Source organism: Rossellomorea vietnamensis NBRC 101237 (assembly GCF_001591825.1).
GTDB classification, from domain to species: Bacteria; Bacillota; Bacilli; order Bacillales; family Bacillaceae_B; genus Rossellomorea; species Rossellomorea vietnamensis.
The window spans coordinates 1-17,843 of record NZ_BCVQ01000015.1; the positions used below are offsets into that span (position 1 = coordinate 1).

Genomic DNA, 17,843 nt, shown 5'->3' on the forward strand with positions numbered 1-17,843 from the left:
CAGACCTCTTTTTTATGAAAGAAAATAGCCCTTGAGTTAATCATTGAGTTATCCTTCTTAATTTGAAATAATTGGTATATAGGTTTTATAAGGAGGGGGAAAATGCGCAACGATCGATTCTTTCTGGAATTGGCGCTTGAAGAAGCCGAAAAAGCTTTAAACGATCAGACGTATCCGATAGGCGCTGTCATTGTCGATGAAAATAAGAACATCCTCTCCACAGGGAGAAACCGTGTCCATTCTCATCAGGATGCAACGGCCCATGCGGAAATGGACGCCATCCGAAATGCCGGTTCGTCCATTTTCAAAGCGAAAATAGAAGGTGAGACATTAACGATCTACACTACTGTGGAACCGTGTCTCATGTGCACCGGCGGAATCCTTTTCTCTAAAATCAGGAGGGTGGTGTGGCTGCTGAATGATGGGCAAGGATTTGGCGGATATAAAAAAGTGAACGCTGCCGGCATCTTTGAACGCAAACTTAACGAAGTCGACGTACTGGAAGAACCTTATGCCGATTTAAAGATGAAGCAGCTCGAACTCATGAGGCAGTGGGAGGAGAGCCCCAATCATGTGGTGAACTTGAGGAAAACATTCAAAAAGGGAGGATGAGATGGTTTATTTTATCATTGGCATCATAGTAGTATTGATCATCTTTTTAATGAAGAAAGCATCAAAGCCGGAACCACTGCAGGAAAATCGTTACGAAATTTACAGCTATGTCGTAATGGAAGACGAAGACGAAGAGAAATTCAGTGAAGCAGATCAGCCATTGTGGGGTCTGGCAAAGCGTCACTCATTCCTGCATCCCGGACAGATCCTGTGTAGAGTAGATCGCTACAAGGATGTACATCAAGAAGAATGGGATGAAATCAGAAAGTATTCCAGCTTCACAAAAGACAAAGAACCTTATTACATATTCTTCGATGAGTATCGTGCAGACAAAGACCGGCCGACCCAAATGGCTTGGGATCAAAAGGTATTTGAAACAAATGATCTCGAGGAAGTGAAGAAGTGGTGTGAGAAGTTTGAAGAAGAAATCTTCGAGAAACATGACGTGTATGTAGGGAAAGTATATGACTCCAAGTAATGATGGAGGAACATGGACATGGCCATTGAGCAAGTGACCCGCACATTATTCGCACAATATACAAGACGCTCTTCGATCAACCGTCCCTTCATCGTCGGGATCGATGGCTTAGGTGGATCGGGGAAGACGACCCTTGCCAGAAAGGTGCAACAAGCATTAATACTCGCAAAGTGTGACGCGGTTATCCTCCACATGGACGACTACATTGTGGAAAAGAGCGAACGGTATGGAACGGGGAACGAGGAATGGTATGAATATTACGCACTTCAGTGGAATATTGAACAGCTTCGGAAAGAACTTTTCCAAAGGTTACATGGGGGCTGTAACTCTATCACGTTACCTTTCTATGAATCCAGTGCGGACTCAGTCGTATCGAAGCCATTCCACCTAGACGGGGTAAGGGTGGTCCTGATTGAAGGTGTCTTCCTGCAACGGAAGGAATGGCGTGATTTCTTTGACTTTGTGATTTTTTTGGACTGTCCCTCAGAACTCAGATCCGAAAGAGTTATTGGGCGGGACACCTATCTCGGGGATGAGCAGGCCAGGGTCGAGAAGTATAAGAGAAGATACTGGCTGGCGGAGGATCATTATCTTCTTCTCGAAAATCCGGCTGGAAAGGCAGACTATATTGAAAGAATCTGAAAATGTCGTAAGTTGTTGAAATATTCTCTATCTTCATCTGTTTTTTTGTTAAAATAGAACCGTATATAAACAGAAGGCGAATGGTGCCCAGATGAGTATAGTGAAAGATTTCCTGCTGCAGCTCACCCTCATGATCATACCGATATTCAGTTATTTCACCTTTATTCTGGAAAAAGTAAAGAATGACCGCACAATCAAGATGTTCGTAGCCCTATTGTGGGGAGTGTCCATCGTGTTATGTATGTCATTCCCGGTGGAATATGCGGGAGGAGACCGCCTCGATTTGCGATTTATTCCACTCCTTCTCGGGACATTATACCTCGGGATAGGTCCAGGGCTCTTTCTGTCGGTCCTGATTATCTTCTATCGAATGACCTCGGGAATCACCATGGGACTCTATACAACAATCCTTGTTCTGGTTATCACCCTGCCTGTCATTTTGTACGTTCAACGAATGTTTATGCGGGAGAAAAAGGATCGAAGAGTGATGATTGCAGCGGGATTATCTTTCCTATATTGCCTCTGTGGTATGACGGTGTTCAGTCTTATAAATGGAATCTCAATCCCCGTTTTGAAAGTGCAAGGTATCCATCTTCTTTTTACAGTGGCCGTTACCTGTTTCTGTACGGTATTGATTGAAAAGATCCGTGAGATCCATCAGCTGAGGCTAGAGATCCAGGATGCGGAGAAATTCAGGATGATCAGTGAGCTGACCAGTGTGTTTGCCCATGAAATCCGAAACCCCATGCAGGTGACCCGTGGCTTTCTTCAGCTACTCGATGAGCCGGACTTACCTCAACATAAGAAGGAATATATCAAGGTATCCATTGAAGAATTGGACCGTGCCAATGAAATCATCAGCGACTTCCTGGCGTTCGGCAAGCCTTCCCTCGATACATATGGGACCATCAATGTCGGTGAACAGTTAAAGCGTGTCACCACGCTCATTCAAACATTCAACATAAACCAGCAGGTGGAGTTTAAGTCCGATATAGCGGATGACTGCTGGATCCAAGCAAACCCTCAAAAGCTGAACCAAACTCTGATCAATATCCTGAAAAATGCCGTGGAATCCATGCCGGAAGGTGGAACCGTCTGGATCGCCTGTCACTCATCCGATGACGGACATATCAGGATCACCATCAAAGACCAGGGAGTCGGCATGAACCCAAACCAAGTCGACCGCCTTGGCTCTCCCTATTATTCTCTCAAAGAAAAGGGTACCGGTCTCGGGATGATGGTCAGCTATCAAATCATCCGTTCCTTCAAAGGGCGCATCACGGTGGAAAGTGAAGAAGGGATCGGTACGGAGTTTGTCATCGAATTTCCCCGTGTTGAAACGTGAAAAACGGCTTAGATCTTTATTGGTCAAAGTCGCTTTTTCTATGGCTCCCACAAAAAATTCGACGTAGCTGCTCGATTTCAATCGAAACCGGCATGATTAAATCCAATCTCGCACGATTATCTTCAGTCCCGCATGAAAAATCCAGAACCCGCACGATTTTTTAAAATCCCGCATGATTACAGGGCAAGGAATGTCTTTATCAAGAAAGGATTGAGTTTATATGAATATTTTGGAATAATTGGTATGTAACTGACTACATAGGAGGAGAACGATTAGTTGGATCATTTTTTAGTAAAGAGTTTCTTATTCTTATCAATCTACGCTTTGTCCATCTTCCTATTTAATGCAGGAATGAGGAAAATATTGAACGTCAAGAGAAAGAAGAGGTTCTCGTATAACCATGTGAATGATCATCATAAAAAATGGGATTGGATGATTCGAATCGCATTTTTGATCCTTATTGTCATTGGAGGCATCTATCATGCTTTCAATCTGGATCAAGAAGGAAGAGTATGGTACTTGCAACCGTATATAATGGTATTCGGTTTTGGCCTGGTATCGGAAACAGTCAGGGCCATCTTTGAAAAGAAACATTCAGAGAATCCCAATGATTATAAATTCACCCTTTCACAGCTAGCCTATCTATCCATCACGTTACTAGTATTCTTCACAACCGAATTTTTCGGAATATTCACCTAATGGAGGGGCCGCAATGAACCATCCTGCACAAAAAAGAATCCGGGACTACGGAGTGAAAATCGGTAAGTTAGAAACAGGTCCCAACAATTCAATCACAGATGTTGAAGGCGTAACGGTCGGTCATGTCACCCTTAGTGAAAATGATAGGCAAACCGGTGTCACGGCGATCCTGCCTCACCAGGGAAACCTATTCAAAGAGAAGCTCATCGCCTCCACCCATGTCATCAACGGATTCGGCAAAACAATGGGAACGATCCAGATCAATGAACTAGGAACCTTGGAAACTCCCATTCTATTAACGAATACATTGAGCATCGGTACAGCCGCCGACGCCCTGATCGATTACATGCTCGAACAAAATCCTGAGATTGGCAGAACGACAGGGACCGTCAATCCCGTGGTGTGTGAGTGCAATGACATGTTTTTAAACGACATTAGGGCACGTTTCATCACGAAAGATCATGTCCGGAAAGCTCTGGAAAATACCTCGTCATTCGTTGAAGAGGGGACGGTCGGAGCCGGTACCGGTATGCTCTGCTACTCCTTGAAAGGAGGAATCGGGACGGCATCACGGATGATGAAGATGGACCACGGGACCTACACAATGGGTGTCCTCGTCTTAACGAACTTCGGGATACTAAGCGACCTGACTATAAACGGAAGGGCTGTCGGAGGAGAACTGAAGAAAAGAATCCTCCACTCCCGGGAAGAACTGGACAAAGGCTCGATCATCATCATTGCAGGGACGGACCTCCCCGTGTCCGAAAGACAGCTCAACCGAATCATCAAGCGGACGATCACAGGATTATCCCGTACAGGCTCCATCATCACAACCGGGAGCGGCGAAGTGGTCATCGGCTTCTCGACGGCAACGAAGATCCCCCATGACCAAACGTCTCAATATATGTCTGTCCCCATGATTCATGAAGAAGAAATCGATCTTGCATTCCGCGCAATCGGAGAAGCAACGGAAGAAGCAGTATTGAACTCATTGATCACGGCAACACACGTGGTGGGCAGGGACGGAAATGAAAGACCGGCATTAAAAGATTTACTGGAAAAATACACTATAGAGCTATAACCACCTGGGAGGAATTATGGAATCAACATTGATCATCATTCGAGGAAATTCCGGCAGCGGAAAGACCACGACCGCCAAGCGTCTTCAACAACATCTGGGACGGGGGACACTCCTCGTCTCCCAAGATGTCGTCCGCCGCGATATGTTGAAGGTTCAGGACCGGGACGGCAACCTGTCCATGGACCTGATCAGGCAAATCACAGAATACGGCAGAGGGAAATGCGAGTACGTCATTGTAGAAGGAATCTTCTCAGAACAACGCTACGGTGACATGCTTCGGGAGTTAATCCAGTTTTATAACGGAAAAGCTCATACATACTACTACGATTTATCGTTTCAAGAAACCGTCCGACGGCATAACTCCCGTTCAAAAAAGACAGAATTTGGGGAGGAGTCTTTGCGTGACTGGTGGAATGCGGAGGACTATCTCCGTGTGGATGGAGAGGTTCAATTGACGGATGAAATGACACAGGATGAGATAGTGGAAATGATTTTAGCACAAATATGAAAAAAAGGGAGTGCAACATGTTAAACGTTAAACCATTAGAAGAAAGAGACTATGAACTGATCAAAGAAGCAGAAAGAGTCATAGAAACGAATTATCGGTACGGTCGGCACCACATCGGTTCAGCCGTCAGAGCAACATCCGGAGAGGTCTATGCAGCTGTCCACGTTGAAGCAAACGTCGGCAGGATCACCGTATGCGGCGAAGCGATGGCCCTTGGGAAATCCATTTCTGAAGGAGACCACGAATTTGAAACGATTGTTGCAGTAGCACACCCCCATCCACACGAAGACATCGAGAAATGCTGGGTCGTCGCACCTTGTGGAATGTGCCGGGAATTAATAAGCGATTATGGAAAACATACCGATGTGATCCTTTCATATGGGGGGGAATTGGTGAAGTGTAACGTGATGGAATTGCTGCCGGAGAAGTATTCGAGTGATGTGGAATGAATTTTCAAATAAACAAAAGAATTTTAGGATGAGCTCAAAGGAGGTATCATATGATCCACTTCAAAAACGACCATTTAACCGTTTTTCAAAGTTCACTATATCAAACCACATCAGCCATCATTCAAACTGATGATGTCATGATTATGACCGACCCCAATTGGCTGCCCCATGAAGTCCAGGCCATTCGGGAGTATGTGGATAGAGAATTAGGTGACAAGCAGCTTTATATCATCTACACGCACAGTGATTTCGACCACATCATCGGTTCCGGGGCATTTCCGGAAGCAAAGGTGATTGCTTCAGAAGAACTGAAAGCTCATGAACACAAGGAAGAAATCTTGCAGAAGATCAGTGAGTTTGATCAGCGGTATTATATCAAAAGGGACTACGAGCCCCATTACCCATCAGTGGATCACGCCATATCCCGCGATGGAGAAAGACTCGAACTCGGCTCACTTTCTTTACGTTTTTACAAAGCACCCGGTCACACCCACGACGGTCTTTTCACGGTCGTTGAACCATTAGGTATCTTTTTATCAGGTGACTATCTATCCGATGTAGAGTTTCCGTTCATTTTCAGCAGTTACATAGATTATAAGAAAACGATGGAAAAGGCAGCAACGATTATGGAAAATCACTCTATTCAGATACATGTCCCCGGGCATGGGTCTGTGACAAATAATCCCGACGAAATCATGAGAAGACTCAAGGAATCAACCTACTATATTAATCATCTTTTACAGGATGGGGAAAAGCTCGAAACCCATTGTAGCGAACAATACCCCTTTTTTGAGGGAATGAAGAGTATCCATTTTGAAAACATAAAGTTGGCTAGAAAAGAGGATGGAGAAGACCACTGACAAATCTTGTTCATAAACAAAAAAGCTGGTCCTTAAATAAACATAAAATCAAGCGATTTACTAGCAAATAACCCAAAAGGGGGCACTCCAATGAAACTCATCTTACTATTCGGACCCCAGGCCGTCGGCAAAATGACGGTAGGACAAGAACTGGAAAAAAGAACAGAACTGAAACTATTTCATAACCACATGACCATTGAACTGCTTCAGCCTTTCTTCGGATTCACAGAAGAAATGTGGAGGATTTGCGGGATGATGAGAGAAGAAATTTTTCAATCATTTGCAAAAACAGATCAATACGGGATGATATTTACCTTCATGTGGGCATTTAACGAAGAAAAGGACTGGAAGTGGGTCGAGAAGGTCACAGACATTTTTGAATCCAACGGGGCAGATGTCTATTTCGTCGAGCTGGAAACAGATCTGGAAGTCAGACTGAAACGGAACATCACACCGAACCGACTGCAGCATAAGCCGTCGAAGCGAAATATCGAAGACTCCGAAAAGCGGTTGCTTGCTTCCCTGGATACATATCGCCTGAATTCGGTCGAAGGGGAAATAGAAAGAGAGAAGTATATCAAGATCAACAACACAGATATGAGCCCCGAACAAGTTGCCGAGAAGATAATAGAAGAGTTTCAGCTCGAGCGTAAGTAAGGGACGGACCTCAAAATGAATGGAAAAACAGGAGGACATATGAAAACTACTATCTTTCATTCCCCACCGACATTAGAAAATGAGAAAATCAAATTGATACCCTTGGAGGTTCACCATTCCGCTGCTCTCCTTGAAGCAAACGATCCGGAGATATGGCGTTTCATGTTAATCGGAATTACAACCCTTGAACAAATGGAACAATGGGTAACAGCCGCTACCCGGCTACGGGATCAACAAACGGCCTTACCTTTTGCGGTTGTGTTAAAAGAACAAAATAGAATCATAGGGTCTACCAGGTTGTTCGAAATCAACCTTTCACAAAAATCGTGTGAACTAGGTTCCACTTGGTACAGAAAAGATTATCAGAGGTCTTTCGTGAATTCCAGCTGTAAGTATCTCATTCTTCGTTATTGTTTTGAAGAACTGGGGATGTTGCGGGTTCAGCTTAAAACAGATGAACGAAACCTCCGTTCCCAGAAGGCAATTGAACGGTTAGGTGCCGTGAAAGAGGGAGTCTTGAGAAAAGAAAGGATCCTGTCAGGTGGCTATGTCAGAAATGCCGTTCTGTATTCGATCATTGATGAGGAGTGGCCTTCGGTAAAGGCAGGATTTGCTTTGAGGGAGTTGAAGTATGAATAATAATCATACAGAACTCAAAGTCGTAATCGGCGCAGGAGAATATCATAATAATCCCGGTTGGTTGCACACCCAGGAAGAAGATCTGAACTTACTGGATGAAACGACGTGGCAAAACATGTTCGAAGAAAATTCTATATCCGCAATATTGGCTGAGCATGTATGGGAACACCTTACATACGAAGAAGGGTTACGGGCAGCAAAGATATGCCTGAAGTATCTTAAGGCGTCTGGATATATTCGTTGCGCTGTACCTGATGGGTATTTTCCTGATGAAGATTATCAAAGGGTCGTACAAATAGGGGGACCTGGTCCGGAAGATCACCCTGCTGCCAGTCATAAGATTGTTTATGATTACAGGGTGTTAAAGGAACTATTTGAGGCAGCCGGATTCCAAGTGAGATTGCTTGAATATTTTGACGATAAAGGCGATTTTTACCAACATGATTGGGATGGATCTGACGGGGTCATCTTCCGATCCAAAAAGTACGATCCTAGAAATCAGGGGGAACGTATGGCTGCCCCTTCTCTCATCCTTGACGCTATTAAGTATTGAAATCACATTTCTTATGTGATAACGTATATGAAAATAAGAGGTGGATAAATATGACTTTCATCAACAAGCAATGCTCATTCACACAATTCCATCATCATATCGAGTAACCTTGCTATCCGATTTTTAACAATCGCACATAGGAAGGTTATTTCCCATAGAACCGCATTTGATTAAGTTATTCGCTTATCAAGTGCGGTTCTTTTTTTATAGAAAAAAGGAGGAGAAGAAAGATGAAGATGAAGAAGATGGATTATCAAAATGTCAAAGGGACGCAGGATTATTTACCGGAGGCGGAAGTGATCAGAAGGGAAGTCAGGAGGACCCTGGAGGACGTTTTTATCCAATACGGCTGCAAGCCCCTCGAGACCCCGATCCTGAATTACACAGAATTACTCGCCTCGAAATATGCAGGAGGGGCTGAGATCCTGGAAGAGATGTACACCTTAACGGACAGGGGAGAAAGGGACCTCGCCCTGCGCTATGATTTGACGATTCCCTTTGCCAAGGTGGCGGCCATGAACCCGACCATCCCCATGCCGTTCAAGCGCTATGAAATCGGAAAAGTATTCAGGGACGGACCTATCAAGGCGGGTAGATTCCGGGAATTCACTCAGTGTGACGTGGACATTGTGGGCGTCGAATCACAGGTTGCGGAAGCGGAGCTGCTGATGATGGCCGTGGATGCGTTTGGAAAACTCGATATGAAGGTGACCATTCAATACAATAACCGGAAACTGCTGACAGGGATGCTTGAAGTGTTCGGTGTAGAAGAGGATCGAATCAATCAAGCAGTTTTGATCCTCGACAAACTCGAAAAGATTGGTGTCGATTCGGTCATCTCAGAACTCTCTGACCTGTCCATTGCGGACAGCACTAACCAATTGATCCAACAATTTTTAACAGACAGTGACAATAGCCGATTGGGCTATTTCGAATCATACGCCGATCAAAACGGCCAAATCAGGGAAGGATTGGATGAATTAAAGGAACTGACTTCCTATATTGACTTCCTGGAAATCAACGAACAATGCGTGTTCAATCCCTTTTTGGCAAGAGGTCTGGAAATCTACACGGGGACCATTTATGAAATATTCTTAACGGATGGGTCCATCACCTCAAGCATCGGTAGCGGAGGGCGGTATGATAATGCTATCGGTGGTCTATTGGGAACAGGTGAAAATGTCTCGACTGTCGGCATTTCCTTTGGATTGGATGTCATATATGCAGCGATCATGACGACTAAGCAAAATGGGAAGAAAAGTGCCACCGTTGACTATTACATCATTCCACTTGGTACCGGGAAGGAAGCTTTACGGGTGGCACATGATTTAAGGAAAAAAGGCTATATCGTCGAACTTGAGATGAGCAGCCGGAAATTAGGAAAGCTCTTGGAGAAAGCAAATAAAGAAGGGGTACGGAATGTGATTGTTATAGGAGAAGAGGAGGTCCGGAAGAATCAATTTAAGGTGAAGGATATGGTAACCGGAGAGGAGAAAGTATGGGAGATGAGTGATTTGCAATAGACTGAAGGGCAGAGGTTCTAAGAATTAAAGATTATTCGACAAGAGGCTTTATTATCTCAAGACCCGCACGATAATTTCTTATGTCGCATGAAAAGTGGTCCAATCTTGCATGATTCTCTTATTGAGAATCTTTTTCTCTCAGTTTTGACTAGGAATCAGTACGTCTATTGGAAGAGTAGAGTAATATTGCTTGCTGAAATGAACAAAAGCAACGGGAATCTTATAGAAATCACGGAAAAATGATTAAACTTCCCATTTATTGTCCACCCTATACCCAATAACCCTTTTCGTATTATAGCTCTGACCTGGTTCGTCCATGTTAACCTACGTCCTACGAAGAAGGGTTTATTTTTTTGCGAAATGGGCTCAAATTACCCCTCAACTCCCCCCACTCGACAACCCTACAATCATCTGTTACTATATAATAGTTACCCAAGATAACCATTACCCAAGATAACTATATGAAAAGGAGGATCCACCAAATGAAATCGGAGCAACAGTTTTTTCAGGAGCTGATCAGGCTCTACAGGCCATTTGAGAATCAATTGAACGTTCAGCTGAATGAACACGGTCTGCATAGGGCTCAGTGGACGATTTTATATAATCTTTATCATAACGGACCTGCCTCCAACGTGGAGATCTCCAACTATCAGAGTGTGGAGAAACCAACGATTACGAGGACGGTTCATCAGTTGGAGGAAGCGGGCTATATCGAGCGTATTCCCGGGAAGGATCGCCGGGAAAAGCGGATGCAGCTGACGGAGGCGGGGATCGAAGTGTATGAGAATGCCCGCAAAACCATCGACCGTTTTGAACAGACCATCATGGAAGGAATCAGCGAAGAGAAGCAGCTTGAGATGATGGAAATGATGAAAAAAATCAAAGAAAACTTGAACAGATAAGGAGTTTTACAGATGAGCCAGACACAGTCAAAGCTATGGACGAAGGACTTCACGCTCATGTCCATCGCCAACTTTTTCATCTATTTAATCTTTTATTTATTGCTCGTCACCATGGCGGTCTATGCTGTGGATGAATTCGGTGCATCGGAAAGTCAGGCGGGACTAGTGACCGGGATCTTCATCATCGGGACCTTGATCGGACGCTTGTTCCTAGGCCGAATGATCACGACCATCGGAAATAAGAAAATGCTGTTTGTCGGCATGATCGCATTCATTGCCACCTCATGCCTGTATTTTGTGGAGGGCGGCATCAGTTTCCTACTGCTTACCCGTTTTCTTCACGGTGTGGCACTCGGGATGGTCAGTACGGCTACCGGTACCATCGTAGCGGAAATCATCCCTGGGAGCCGGAAAGGGGAAGGAATCGGTTACTACAGTATGAGCATTACACTCGCAACCGCTGTTGGACCATTCTTCGGTCTTTTCTTAAGTCAGCATGCAAGCTTCACAACGATCTTTGCCTTCTGTCTTGCCCTTGGGGTCATCAGCTACCTCATTACACTGTTTGTGAAAATTCCGGTTGTCAAGAAACCGGCAGGGAAAAAAGCGGAGAAAGAGCGCCTGAGCCTGTCAAGTTTCATCGAGCCAAAGGCACTTCCTATCGCGCTTGTCGTATTGTTCGTTTCCCTTGCTTACTCAAGTGTCCTGTCGTTCATTAATTTCTATGCCATCGACATCGACCTTGTAGAAGCAGCGAGCGTGTTCTTTGTCGTCTATGCCGTTGCGATCCTCGTATCGCGCCCATTCACAGGAAGACTCATGGATGCAAAAGGGGCCAAGGCCGTCATGCTGCCGGCGTTTGTCCTGTTCGCGGCGGGCTTGTTCCTATTAAGTGCGGCTGGTAATACAATGATCCTGCTTCTTTCGGGAGTTCTAATCGGACTGGGATTCGGTAATATGCAATCCGTCACACAGGCGATTGCCGTGAAGGCCGTTCCTCCTGAGCGCGTGGGTCTTGCAACATCCACTTATTATATTTCCCTTGATGCAGGCCTTGGATTCGGACCTTATGTACTTGGCTTCCTGATTCCCTTGACCGGCTATCGTTCCCTGTACACGATAATGGGAATCCTGGTTGCCGCAACACTCGTACTCTACTACTTCCAGGAAAGAAAACAATCGCGCGCAGTACTTGCGCATGAATAAGATTCACTTAAAGGAGTCCGGCCACATGGCCGGACTCCTTTTTTTTGAGGGACGGACCTCCAAAATGTCTATTTACTCTATTGGTTTCCCGCCCATAGAGGTCCGTCCCTCACCTGTCTATCATGAGCAAGAATGGACAGGAGGGTGTCTTGAATTTCTACTATATTAGTAGAGTGCAGGTGAGATGAGAGGTGGGAGAGGAATGAAGTTTAAAGAAGTGGTGAAGGAATCTTTTGTTGTGGTCGGATATAGTGCTCCGGGGAGCTGGGGCGAAGATTTTGCATATCCGATACCTGGCCTATGGGAGAAAGCGAAGGAATTCATCGCAACGGATCAGGTGGATCAGATAGTAGGGGTCTGCCTTCCCCCAAGAAGCGATGACTACTATTACACCTGTGGGATGGAGATGGATTCTGTAGCTTTCCGAAGAATGAAAAAGGACTTGACGGCACACCTTTTTCCGAAGTAAAAATACGTCGTATTCAACCATAAAGGCCCCGCCAGGAACATCCCTTCAACCTACCACAAGCTGTGGAAGGTCTTTGACCGGGAAGGATATCACATTGAAAAAGGAATGCCCGAGATTGAAGTGGTGGACGGGCATTGGTTTGGAAAAGAAGATAGCGATGAATATGAAATGGACATCTGGATTCCGGTTGGTGAGCATCCCCGCGCATAAGGGGGTGCTCTTTATTTATCAATAAACACATCTTAAAAAATAATAAAAATTTATTGTAAAACAATAAATAACATGGTAAATTCATATTATATTATCAAGTGAGGTGCTAAGAATGAAACGGGAAACACTTTTTTTGAAAATTGCCCTTTTTCTTATCGGGGCTCCCATTGCCGCTTTATGCTTGATTGGATTACCTCTGATCGCAATGGAAGCGGCGGGTTCGAAAGTTGCCTATGTGGTTTATGGGATGCTGGCTGTCATGTATGCATCGGCGATCCCTTTTTACACGGCGTTGTATCAGGCGTTTAAATTATTGATGCTGATTGACCGGAACAACGCTTTCTCAGGGGCATCCGTGAAGGCGTTGAAGGTGATCAAGAAGTGTGCCATCGTCATCAGTCTCTTCTATGTAGCAGGATTGCCGCTCTTTTATGTACTGGCGGAGGTGGATGACGCGCCGGGGATTATCGTGATCGGGATGATCTTTGTCTTCGGATCAGCCGTCATTGCGGTATTCGCGGCAGTTCTCCAGAAGCTTCTCTACAATGCCATCGAAATCAAATCTGAAAATGATTTAACGGTCTGAGGTGAAATTATGGCAATTATAATCAATATAGATGTGATGCTTGCGAAACGGAAAATGAGTGTGACGGAGCTTTCGGAAAAAGTGGGAATCACGATGGCCAACCTTTCGATCCTGAAAAACGGGAAGGCAAAGGCTGTTCGTTTATCCACGCTGGACGCGATCTGCAAGGCACTTGATTGTCAGCCGGGAGATTTGCTTGAGTATGAACGGGATGAAGAAGCAGAGTCATGATCATGAGAGCGGGCAAACAACTCCTTCGTTTCGGCTGGGAGCAGGCTCTGTCCTGCTTGTTTCCTGTGGTCATCTTTGCATCTTTGGCGATGACTCAAATCATTCCGCTCCCCTTCCTGCCGAGGTATGACTGGCTGCTCCTGATCTGCCTTATCATGCAATGGGGAATGGTGAAATCGAGTCTCGAAACCCGGGATGAATTGAAGGTCATCACCCTATTCCATCTGATCGGCCTGGCCCTTGAACTGTTCAAGGTACATATGGGCTCGTGGTCTTATCCCGGGGAAGGCTATTCCAAGTTGTTCGGCGTCCCTTTATATAGTGGATTCATGTATGCAAGTGTAGCAAGTTACCTGTGCCAGGCGTGGAGGAGGCTCAAGGTGGAGTTGATCCGGTGGCCGCCGTTTTGGGCAGTCGTAGCCCTTGCTGCCGCGATCTACCTGAATTTTTTTACCCACCATTATTGGATCGACATCCGCTGGTGGCTCTCGGGCCTTGTCATCGTCGTCTTTTGGAAGACGTGGGTCGAATATGAGGTGGGTGGGACACGTTACCACATGCCTCTCGCCCTATCATTTGTCCTCATCGGCTTCTTCATCTGGATCGCTGAAAACATCGCAACCTTCTTCGGTGCCTGGGAATACCCGAACCAGACCGAAGCCTGGAGCCTTGTCCACCTTGGGAAGGTCAGCTCATGGCTTCTCCTCGTCATTGTCAGCTTTTTGATTGTGGCATCGTTGAAACGAGTGAAGGGTAAGGGTGAGGCAATCCACATCCCAACCGAACATTCCCAGCAAGGTCAGGAGGGAACAGTTTGAAGAAGCTGGCTTTCGTATTCATATTGATCCACTTCATCATCTTTATCCTGTGGATCATGAATTCAGGATATTTATTCTCACCGTATGGAATATTGGCTTGGATCGCCATCGTAGCAATCGGATTTGTGATTCAAATCAAGCTGGAAAACGTGTGGATGGTCAGACGGGTACTCGCCATTTCAAATGGCTGGATGGTGTTTTTGATGGTGGCAACCGTGTTTATCTATTTTGCTGTCAGCTCCATGCCTTAATCTATAGGAGGAACAGGTCCCTTGGTACGCCAATGGGGCTTTTTTTAGTAAAAATATGGAACCTTTCGGGAGCTGAAACGTACATGTACTAACATGAAAAATGGGAGGAATCACTATGGACTACGGTTTGCTGGTGATCGGTCTTGCTCTTGTCCTCGTTTCATATTTAGTCGGTGTCAAAAAACAAACTTGGCTGCTCGCAGGCTTCAATGAAAAGATGATCAAAAATAAGTCTTTGTTAGGAACGGTAACGGGATTTCTCTTTTTTCTTCCTTTAGGGTTGATTGTGATCATCAATAGCTTAATCGATTATCCCTACGAGGGAACCATTCTTGTGGTGGTCATGTTGACTCTTTTAACGGGTGTGTATGTATTCATTAATAGGAGGCTTATGGATTGATGGAAGAAAAGCATGTCATGATAAATGGAAAGAACGTTTTTATTACTAAAAAAGGAGAAGGGGAGCCGATTGTTTTCCTCCATGGAGGACCAGGCGGGAGTTCTGACTATTTCCTCCCTCATATGGAGCCTTTAGGGGAAAGCTTTCAGATCATTTTTTATGATCAAACGGGGTGCGGAAGATCTGAAATAGAGACAGGACATTCCTATTCCATAGACGATGAAATCAACAACCTCGAAGAAATCAGAAAAGCCCTCAACTTGGAGAAAATGACGCTTTTTGGAGAGTCCTGGGGGAGCATCCTGGCCTTATCATATGCGGCGAAGTATCCGTACCGTATCCATAAACTGATTCTCACCGCTGCCATAGGGTTAACCTCTAGGGATTATCGGACGTTTAAAGAAAACCTTTTTCGAAAACTCGGATTTCACAAGAAAATGCTGCTCGGTTATTATTCCCTTTCCTCTCTCTTGGGTGTCGATTCATCCTGGAAGATTGAACAACTCCTCGACCCATATTACGTGTATTCAAATGACACATTAAAAAAGAAAACAAGGATCCCATACAACCAGGATGCCCTTAAACATATTGGGCAAGAACTTGACCATCAATACAACCTGGTCCCGTCCTTGGCGGTGCTAAGATCCCTCCCCATCATGATTGCTCAAGGATCACACGATATTTTACACTATGCCTATATGAAGGAAAATGTTTTGATACATTTGGATAACGTCATCCTTAAAGAAGTAGAAGAAAGCGGACACTGGACCATACTCGAACAACCTGAAAAGATGGTTGCATTAACACATGAATTCATGAGTTTCACAGGGACAGTCATCCCGGTTCACTCTTAAGAGCCAAGGTGCCTGTCCCCGTGGCATGCCAACACATCGGCACACACCAGATAAAGGATAAACCAATCCCTCCCTCGAATAGAAATAGATAGAACGGAGGGATGCTCATGAATGGCAGGATTGAAGTGGAGAATCTAACCAAAACATTTAAAAAAGGAAATGTGCAGGCAGTGAAGAATGTATCTTTCCATGTCGAAGAAGGGGAGTTTTTTGCTTTTTTAGGTCCCAATGGTGCAGGGAAATCAACGACGGTCCAGATTTTGACGACCCTCATCAATGCTTCGTCTGGAAAAGTGGAGGTAGCCGGATATGATGTCATAGGGGAACCGGAACAAGTCCGGCGGCATATCGGCGTCGCCCTTCAGGAGACGGGCGTAGACCCGGATTTGACCGGCCGCGAGATGGTGGAGCTTCAGGCGTTTATTTTCGGCTTCGGGAAAGAAGAAGGGAAACGCCGGGCACAGGAGCTTCTGGACATTGTGGAATTATCAGAAGCATCTGAGCGAAGGATAGGTGGTTATTCCGGGGGGATGAGAAGGAGACTGGACCTTGCTCTCACCCTGGTCAACGAACCGAATATCCTTTTTCTGGATGAACCGACGACGGGACTGGATCCGTCGAGCCGTGCAGCGATTTGGAAAGAGCTGCGCCGTCTGAACAAGGAGAAGGGCACGACGATCTTTCTCACAACGCAGTATCTGGAGGAAGCCGATTCCCTTGCAGACCGGATCGGTATCATCAATAAAGGCGAAATCGTCGCCATGGGATCTCCGAAGGACTTGAAGGCTGAGATCGGGCAGGATCTCATTACTCTCACCTTGAAAGACCGGGATGTGATCGAACACAGTGTGAATATGATTCGCACCCAAATGGAAGAGGTCGATGTACTTGCACAACAAGAAAAGATCCTCGTTTATGTAGAAGAGGGAACGAGGCAGCTTCTCGAGGTCGTCCGAATCCTTGACACGGAGGATATAGGGATCATCGATATTCAATTGTCTTCCCCAACCCTGGATGATATCTTCCTGAAATTGACGAGCGAGACGAAGGAAGGGGTGAAGAGTCGTGGGGAATAATGTATTCAAGGACACATGGCTCATGACGGTCCGGAACATCAAGACCACCATCCGAAACCCGTTTTCATTCATTCCTAATCTGATTATTTCTGCGTTCTTCCTTCTGGTGTACGAGGGGGGACTGAGCGGTATATCCCAGTTGCCGACCTTTGAAGGTGCCGATTATCTTGCCTTCATCCTTCCCGTATCGATTGTATCGGCTGCCATCGGTGGGGCAGGGGGAGCGGGGCAGAGCATCGTAAAGGATATTGAAACCGGCTTTTTTTCAAGATTGCTTTTGACACCGGCATCACGCCTTGCCATCGTTCTCGGTCCGATCATCGCCGGGATGCTGCAGCTGCTCGTTCAGACGCTCCTTATCATTGGCATGGCCTTTTTACTCGGTCTGAACGTCAAAACAGGCTTTGCCGGGGTTTTGTTTGTCCTCTTAATCGCGATTGGGTGGGGACTTGCATTTGCCGGGTATTCCGTCGGGATTGCCCTGCGGACGAGAAATGCCCAGGCCGCCCAGGCGGGGACATTCATCTTTTTCCCGCTCATTTTCTTAAGCACGACCTTTGTTCCACTTGAATTGATCGAGGCTCAGTGGTTAAAGATTGCCGCTACCATCAACCCGACGACTTATGTGTTTGAAAGCATGCGGACCGCTCTCATCGACGGTTGGGTGTTCTGGGATTTGATGCAGGGTGTCATTGCCATCGTGATCGTCTGTGCCATCACGATTACATTTGCCGCCGTTTCTGCGAAAGGAGCCGTTTCAAGAAAATAGAGTAGTAAAAGGAATTCTTCTCTTA

24 protein-coding genes and 1 pseudogene are annotated in these 17,843 nt (G+C 45.6%); all 25 read left to right on the forward strand.

Going from position 1 to position 17,843, the window contains the following annotated elements:
- The first annotated feature begins 102 nt into the window (after window positions 1-102).
- The 25 genes and pseudogenes from BVI01S_RS09975 to BVI01S_RS10090 all read left to right on the forward strand — a co-directional run bounded on the left by BVI01S_RS09975 (window position 103) and on the right by BVI01S_RS10090 (window position 17,818).
- Window positions 103-612: a nucleoside deaminase gene (locus BVI01S_RS09975; protein ID WP_061810040.1), complete on the forward strand. Its 510-nt coding sequence runs from the start codon at window positions 103-105 to the stop codon at window positions 610-612.
- Between the two features lies 1 nt (window position 613).
- Window positions 614-1,090 (forward strand): hypothetical protein, encoded by a 477-nt coding sequence (locus tag BVI01S_RS09980; RefSeq protein ID WP_061810041.1) that lies wholly within the window; start codon window positions 614-616, stop codon window positions 1,088-1,090.
- 18 nt (window positions 1,091-1,108) lie between these two features.
- A complete protein-coding gene (locus BVI01S_RS09985) occupies window positions 1,109-1,732 on the forward strand; it encodes a kinase (RefSeq protein WP_061810042.1) in 624 nt (207 codons plus the stop codon).
- Window positions 1,733-1,823: 91 nt separating this feature from the next.
- Window positions 1,824-3,077 carry an ATP-binding protein gene (locus BVI01S_RS09990; protein WP_061810043.1) on the forward strand — a complete coding sequence of 418 codons (1,254 nt, stop codon included), beginning with the start codon at window positions 1,824-1,826 and terminating at the stop codon, window positions 3,075-3,077.
- A gap of 276 nt (window positions 3,078-3,353) precedes the next feature.
- Complete coding sequence (locus BVI01S_RS09995; protein ID WP_061810044.1) at window positions 3,354-3,776, forward strand: DUF4181 domain-containing protein; 423 nt, start codon at window positions 3,354-3,356, stop codon at window positions 3,774-3,776.
- A gap of 13 nt (window positions 3,777-3,789) precedes the next feature.
- Window positions 3,790-4,857, forward strand: a complete 1,068-nt coding sequence (locus BVI01S_RS10000; RefSeq protein ID WP_061810045.1) for a DmpA family aminopeptidase — start codon at window positions 3,790-3,792, stop codon at window positions 4,855-4,857.
- A 16-nt stretch (window positions 4,858-4,873) separates the two neighbouring features.
- Complete coding sequence (locus BVI01S_RS10005; protein WP_061810046.1) at window positions 4,874-5,365, forward strand: kinase; 492 nt, start codon at window positions 4,874-4,876, stop codon at window positions 5,363-5,365.
- 17 nt (window positions 5,366-5,382) lie between these two features.
- On the forward strand, window positions 5,383-5,814 hold the full coding sequence (locus BVI01S_RS10010) for a cytidine deaminase (RefSeq protein WP_061810047.1): 432 nt from the start codon (window positions 5,383-5,385) through the stop codon (window positions 5,812-5,814).
- A gap of 50 nt (window positions 5,815-5,864) precedes the next feature.
- Entirely contained in the window at window positions 5,865-6,674 is an 810-nt protein-coding gene (locus BVI01S_RS10015) for an MBL fold metallo-hydrolase (protein ID WP_061810048.1), read from the forward strand.
- A gap of 90 nt (window positions 6,675-6,764) precedes the next feature.
- Entirely contained in the window at window positions 6,765-7,331 is a 567-nt protein-coding gene (locus BVI01S_RS10020) for a DEAD/DEAH box helicase family protein (RefSeq protein ID WP_061810049.1), read from the forward strand.
- Between the two features lie 39 nt (window positions 7,332-7,370).
- Entirely contained in the window at window positions 7,371-7,970 is a 600-nt protein-coding gene (locus BVI01S_RS10025) for a GNAT family N-acetyltransferase (RefSeq protein ID WP_156477321.1), read from the forward strand.
- Window positions 7,963-8,523 carry a class I SAM-dependent methyltransferase gene (locus tag BVI01S_RS10030; RefSeq protein ID WP_061810050.1) on the forward strand — a complete coding sequence of 187 codons (561 nt, stop codon included), beginning with the start codon at window positions 7,963-7,965 and terminating at the stop codon, window positions 8,521-8,523. The genes BVI01S_RS10025 and BVI01S_RS10030 overlap by 8 nt, the downstream gene beginning before the upstream one ends.
- Before the next feature lie 236 nt (window positions 8,524-8,759).
- The gene (locus tag BVI01S_RS10035; RefSeq protein ID WP_061810102.1) at window positions 8,760-10,046 is read left to right on the forward strand and encodes a histidine--tRNA ligase; all 1,287 of its coding nucleotides are present in this window, start codon (window positions 8,760-8,762) and stop codon (window positions 10,044-10,046) included.
- A gap of 482 nt (window positions 10,047-10,528) precedes the next feature.
- A complete protein-coding gene (locus BVI01S_RS10040) occupies window positions 10,529-10,948 on the forward strand; it encodes a MarR family winged helix-turn-helix transcriptional regulator (RefSeq protein WP_061810051.1) in 420 nt (139 codons plus the stop codon).
- Window positions 10,949-10,960: 12 nt separating this feature from the next.
- Window positions 10,961-12,154, forward strand: a complete 1,194-nt coding sequence (locus tag BVI01S_RS10045) for an MFS transporter (RefSeq protein WP_061810052.1) — start codon at window positions 10,961-10,963, stop codon at window positions 12,152-12,154.
- 202 nt (window positions 12,155-12,356) lie between these two features.
- On the forward strand, window positions 12,357-12,623 hold the full coding sequence (locus tag BVI01S_RS22935; RefSeq protein WP_244886919.1) for a hypothetical protein: 267 nt from the start codon (window positions 12,357-12,359) through the stop codon (window positions 12,621-12,623).
- A 12-nt stretch (window positions 12,624-12,635) separates the two neighbouring features.
- A pseudogene (locus BVI01S_RS22940) lies at window positions 12,636-12,833 on the forward strand (GyrI-like domain-containing protein); the annotation flags it as partial.
- Between the two features lie 112 nt (window positions 12,834-12,945).
- Window positions 12,946-13,419, forward strand: coding sequence for a DUF2975 domain-containing protein (locus tag BVI01S_RS10055; RefSeq protein ID WP_034762207.1), 474 nt, complete (start codon window positions 12,946-12,948; stop codon window positions 13,417-13,419).
- 9 nt (window positions 13,420-13,428) lie between these two features.
- Window positions 13,429-13,650, forward strand: a complete 222-nt coding sequence (locus BVI01S_RS10060) for a helix-turn-helix domain-containing protein (RefSeq protein ID WP_061810053.1) — start codon at window positions 13,429-13,431, stop codon at window positions 13,648-13,650.
- A 2-nt stretch (window positions 13,651-13,652) separates the two neighbouring features.
- The gene (locus BVI01S_RS10065; protein ID WP_061810103.1) at window positions 13,653-14,468 is read left to right on the forward strand and encodes a DUF817 domain-containing protein; all 816 of its coding nucleotides are present in this window, start codon (window positions 13,653-13,655) and stop codon (window positions 14,466-14,468) included.
- Window positions 14,465-14,719 (forward strand): hypothetical protein, encoded by a 255-nt coding sequence (locus BVI01S_RS10070; protein ID WP_061810054.1) that lies wholly within the window; start codon window positions 14,465-14,467, stop codon window positions 14,717-14,719. Before BVI01S_RS10065 ends, BVI01S_RS10070 begins: the two co-directional genes overlap by 4 nt.
- A 115-nt stretch (window positions 14,720-14,834) precedes the next feature.
- Entirely contained in the window at window positions 14,835-15,119 is a 285-nt protein-coding gene (locus BVI01S_RS10075; RefSeq protein ID WP_034762213.1) for a DUF3784 domain-containing protein, read from the forward strand.
- Window positions 15,119-15,973, forward strand: coding sequence for an alpha/beta fold hydrolase (locus BVI01S_RS10080; protein WP_244886925.1), 855 nt, complete (start codon window positions 15,119-15,121; stop codon window positions 15,971-15,973). The genes BVI01S_RS10075 and BVI01S_RS10080 overlap by 1 nt, the downstream gene beginning before the upstream one ends.
- A 107-nt stretch (window positions 15,974-16,080) precedes the next feature.
- Entirely contained in the window at window positions 16,081-17,049 is a 969-nt protein-coding gene (locus tag BVI01S_RS10085) for an ATP-binding cassette domain-containing protein (RefSeq protein WP_061810056.1), read from the forward strand.
- Window positions 17,039-17,818, forward strand: coding sequence for an ABC transporter permease (locus tag BVI01S_RS10090; protein ID WP_174523023.1), 780 nt, complete (start codon window positions 17,039-17,041; stop codon window positions 17,816-17,818). The genes BVI01S_RS10085 and BVI01S_RS10090 overlap by 11 nt, the downstream gene beginning before the upstream one ends.
- Window positions 17,819-17,843 lie beyond the last annotated feature (25 nt).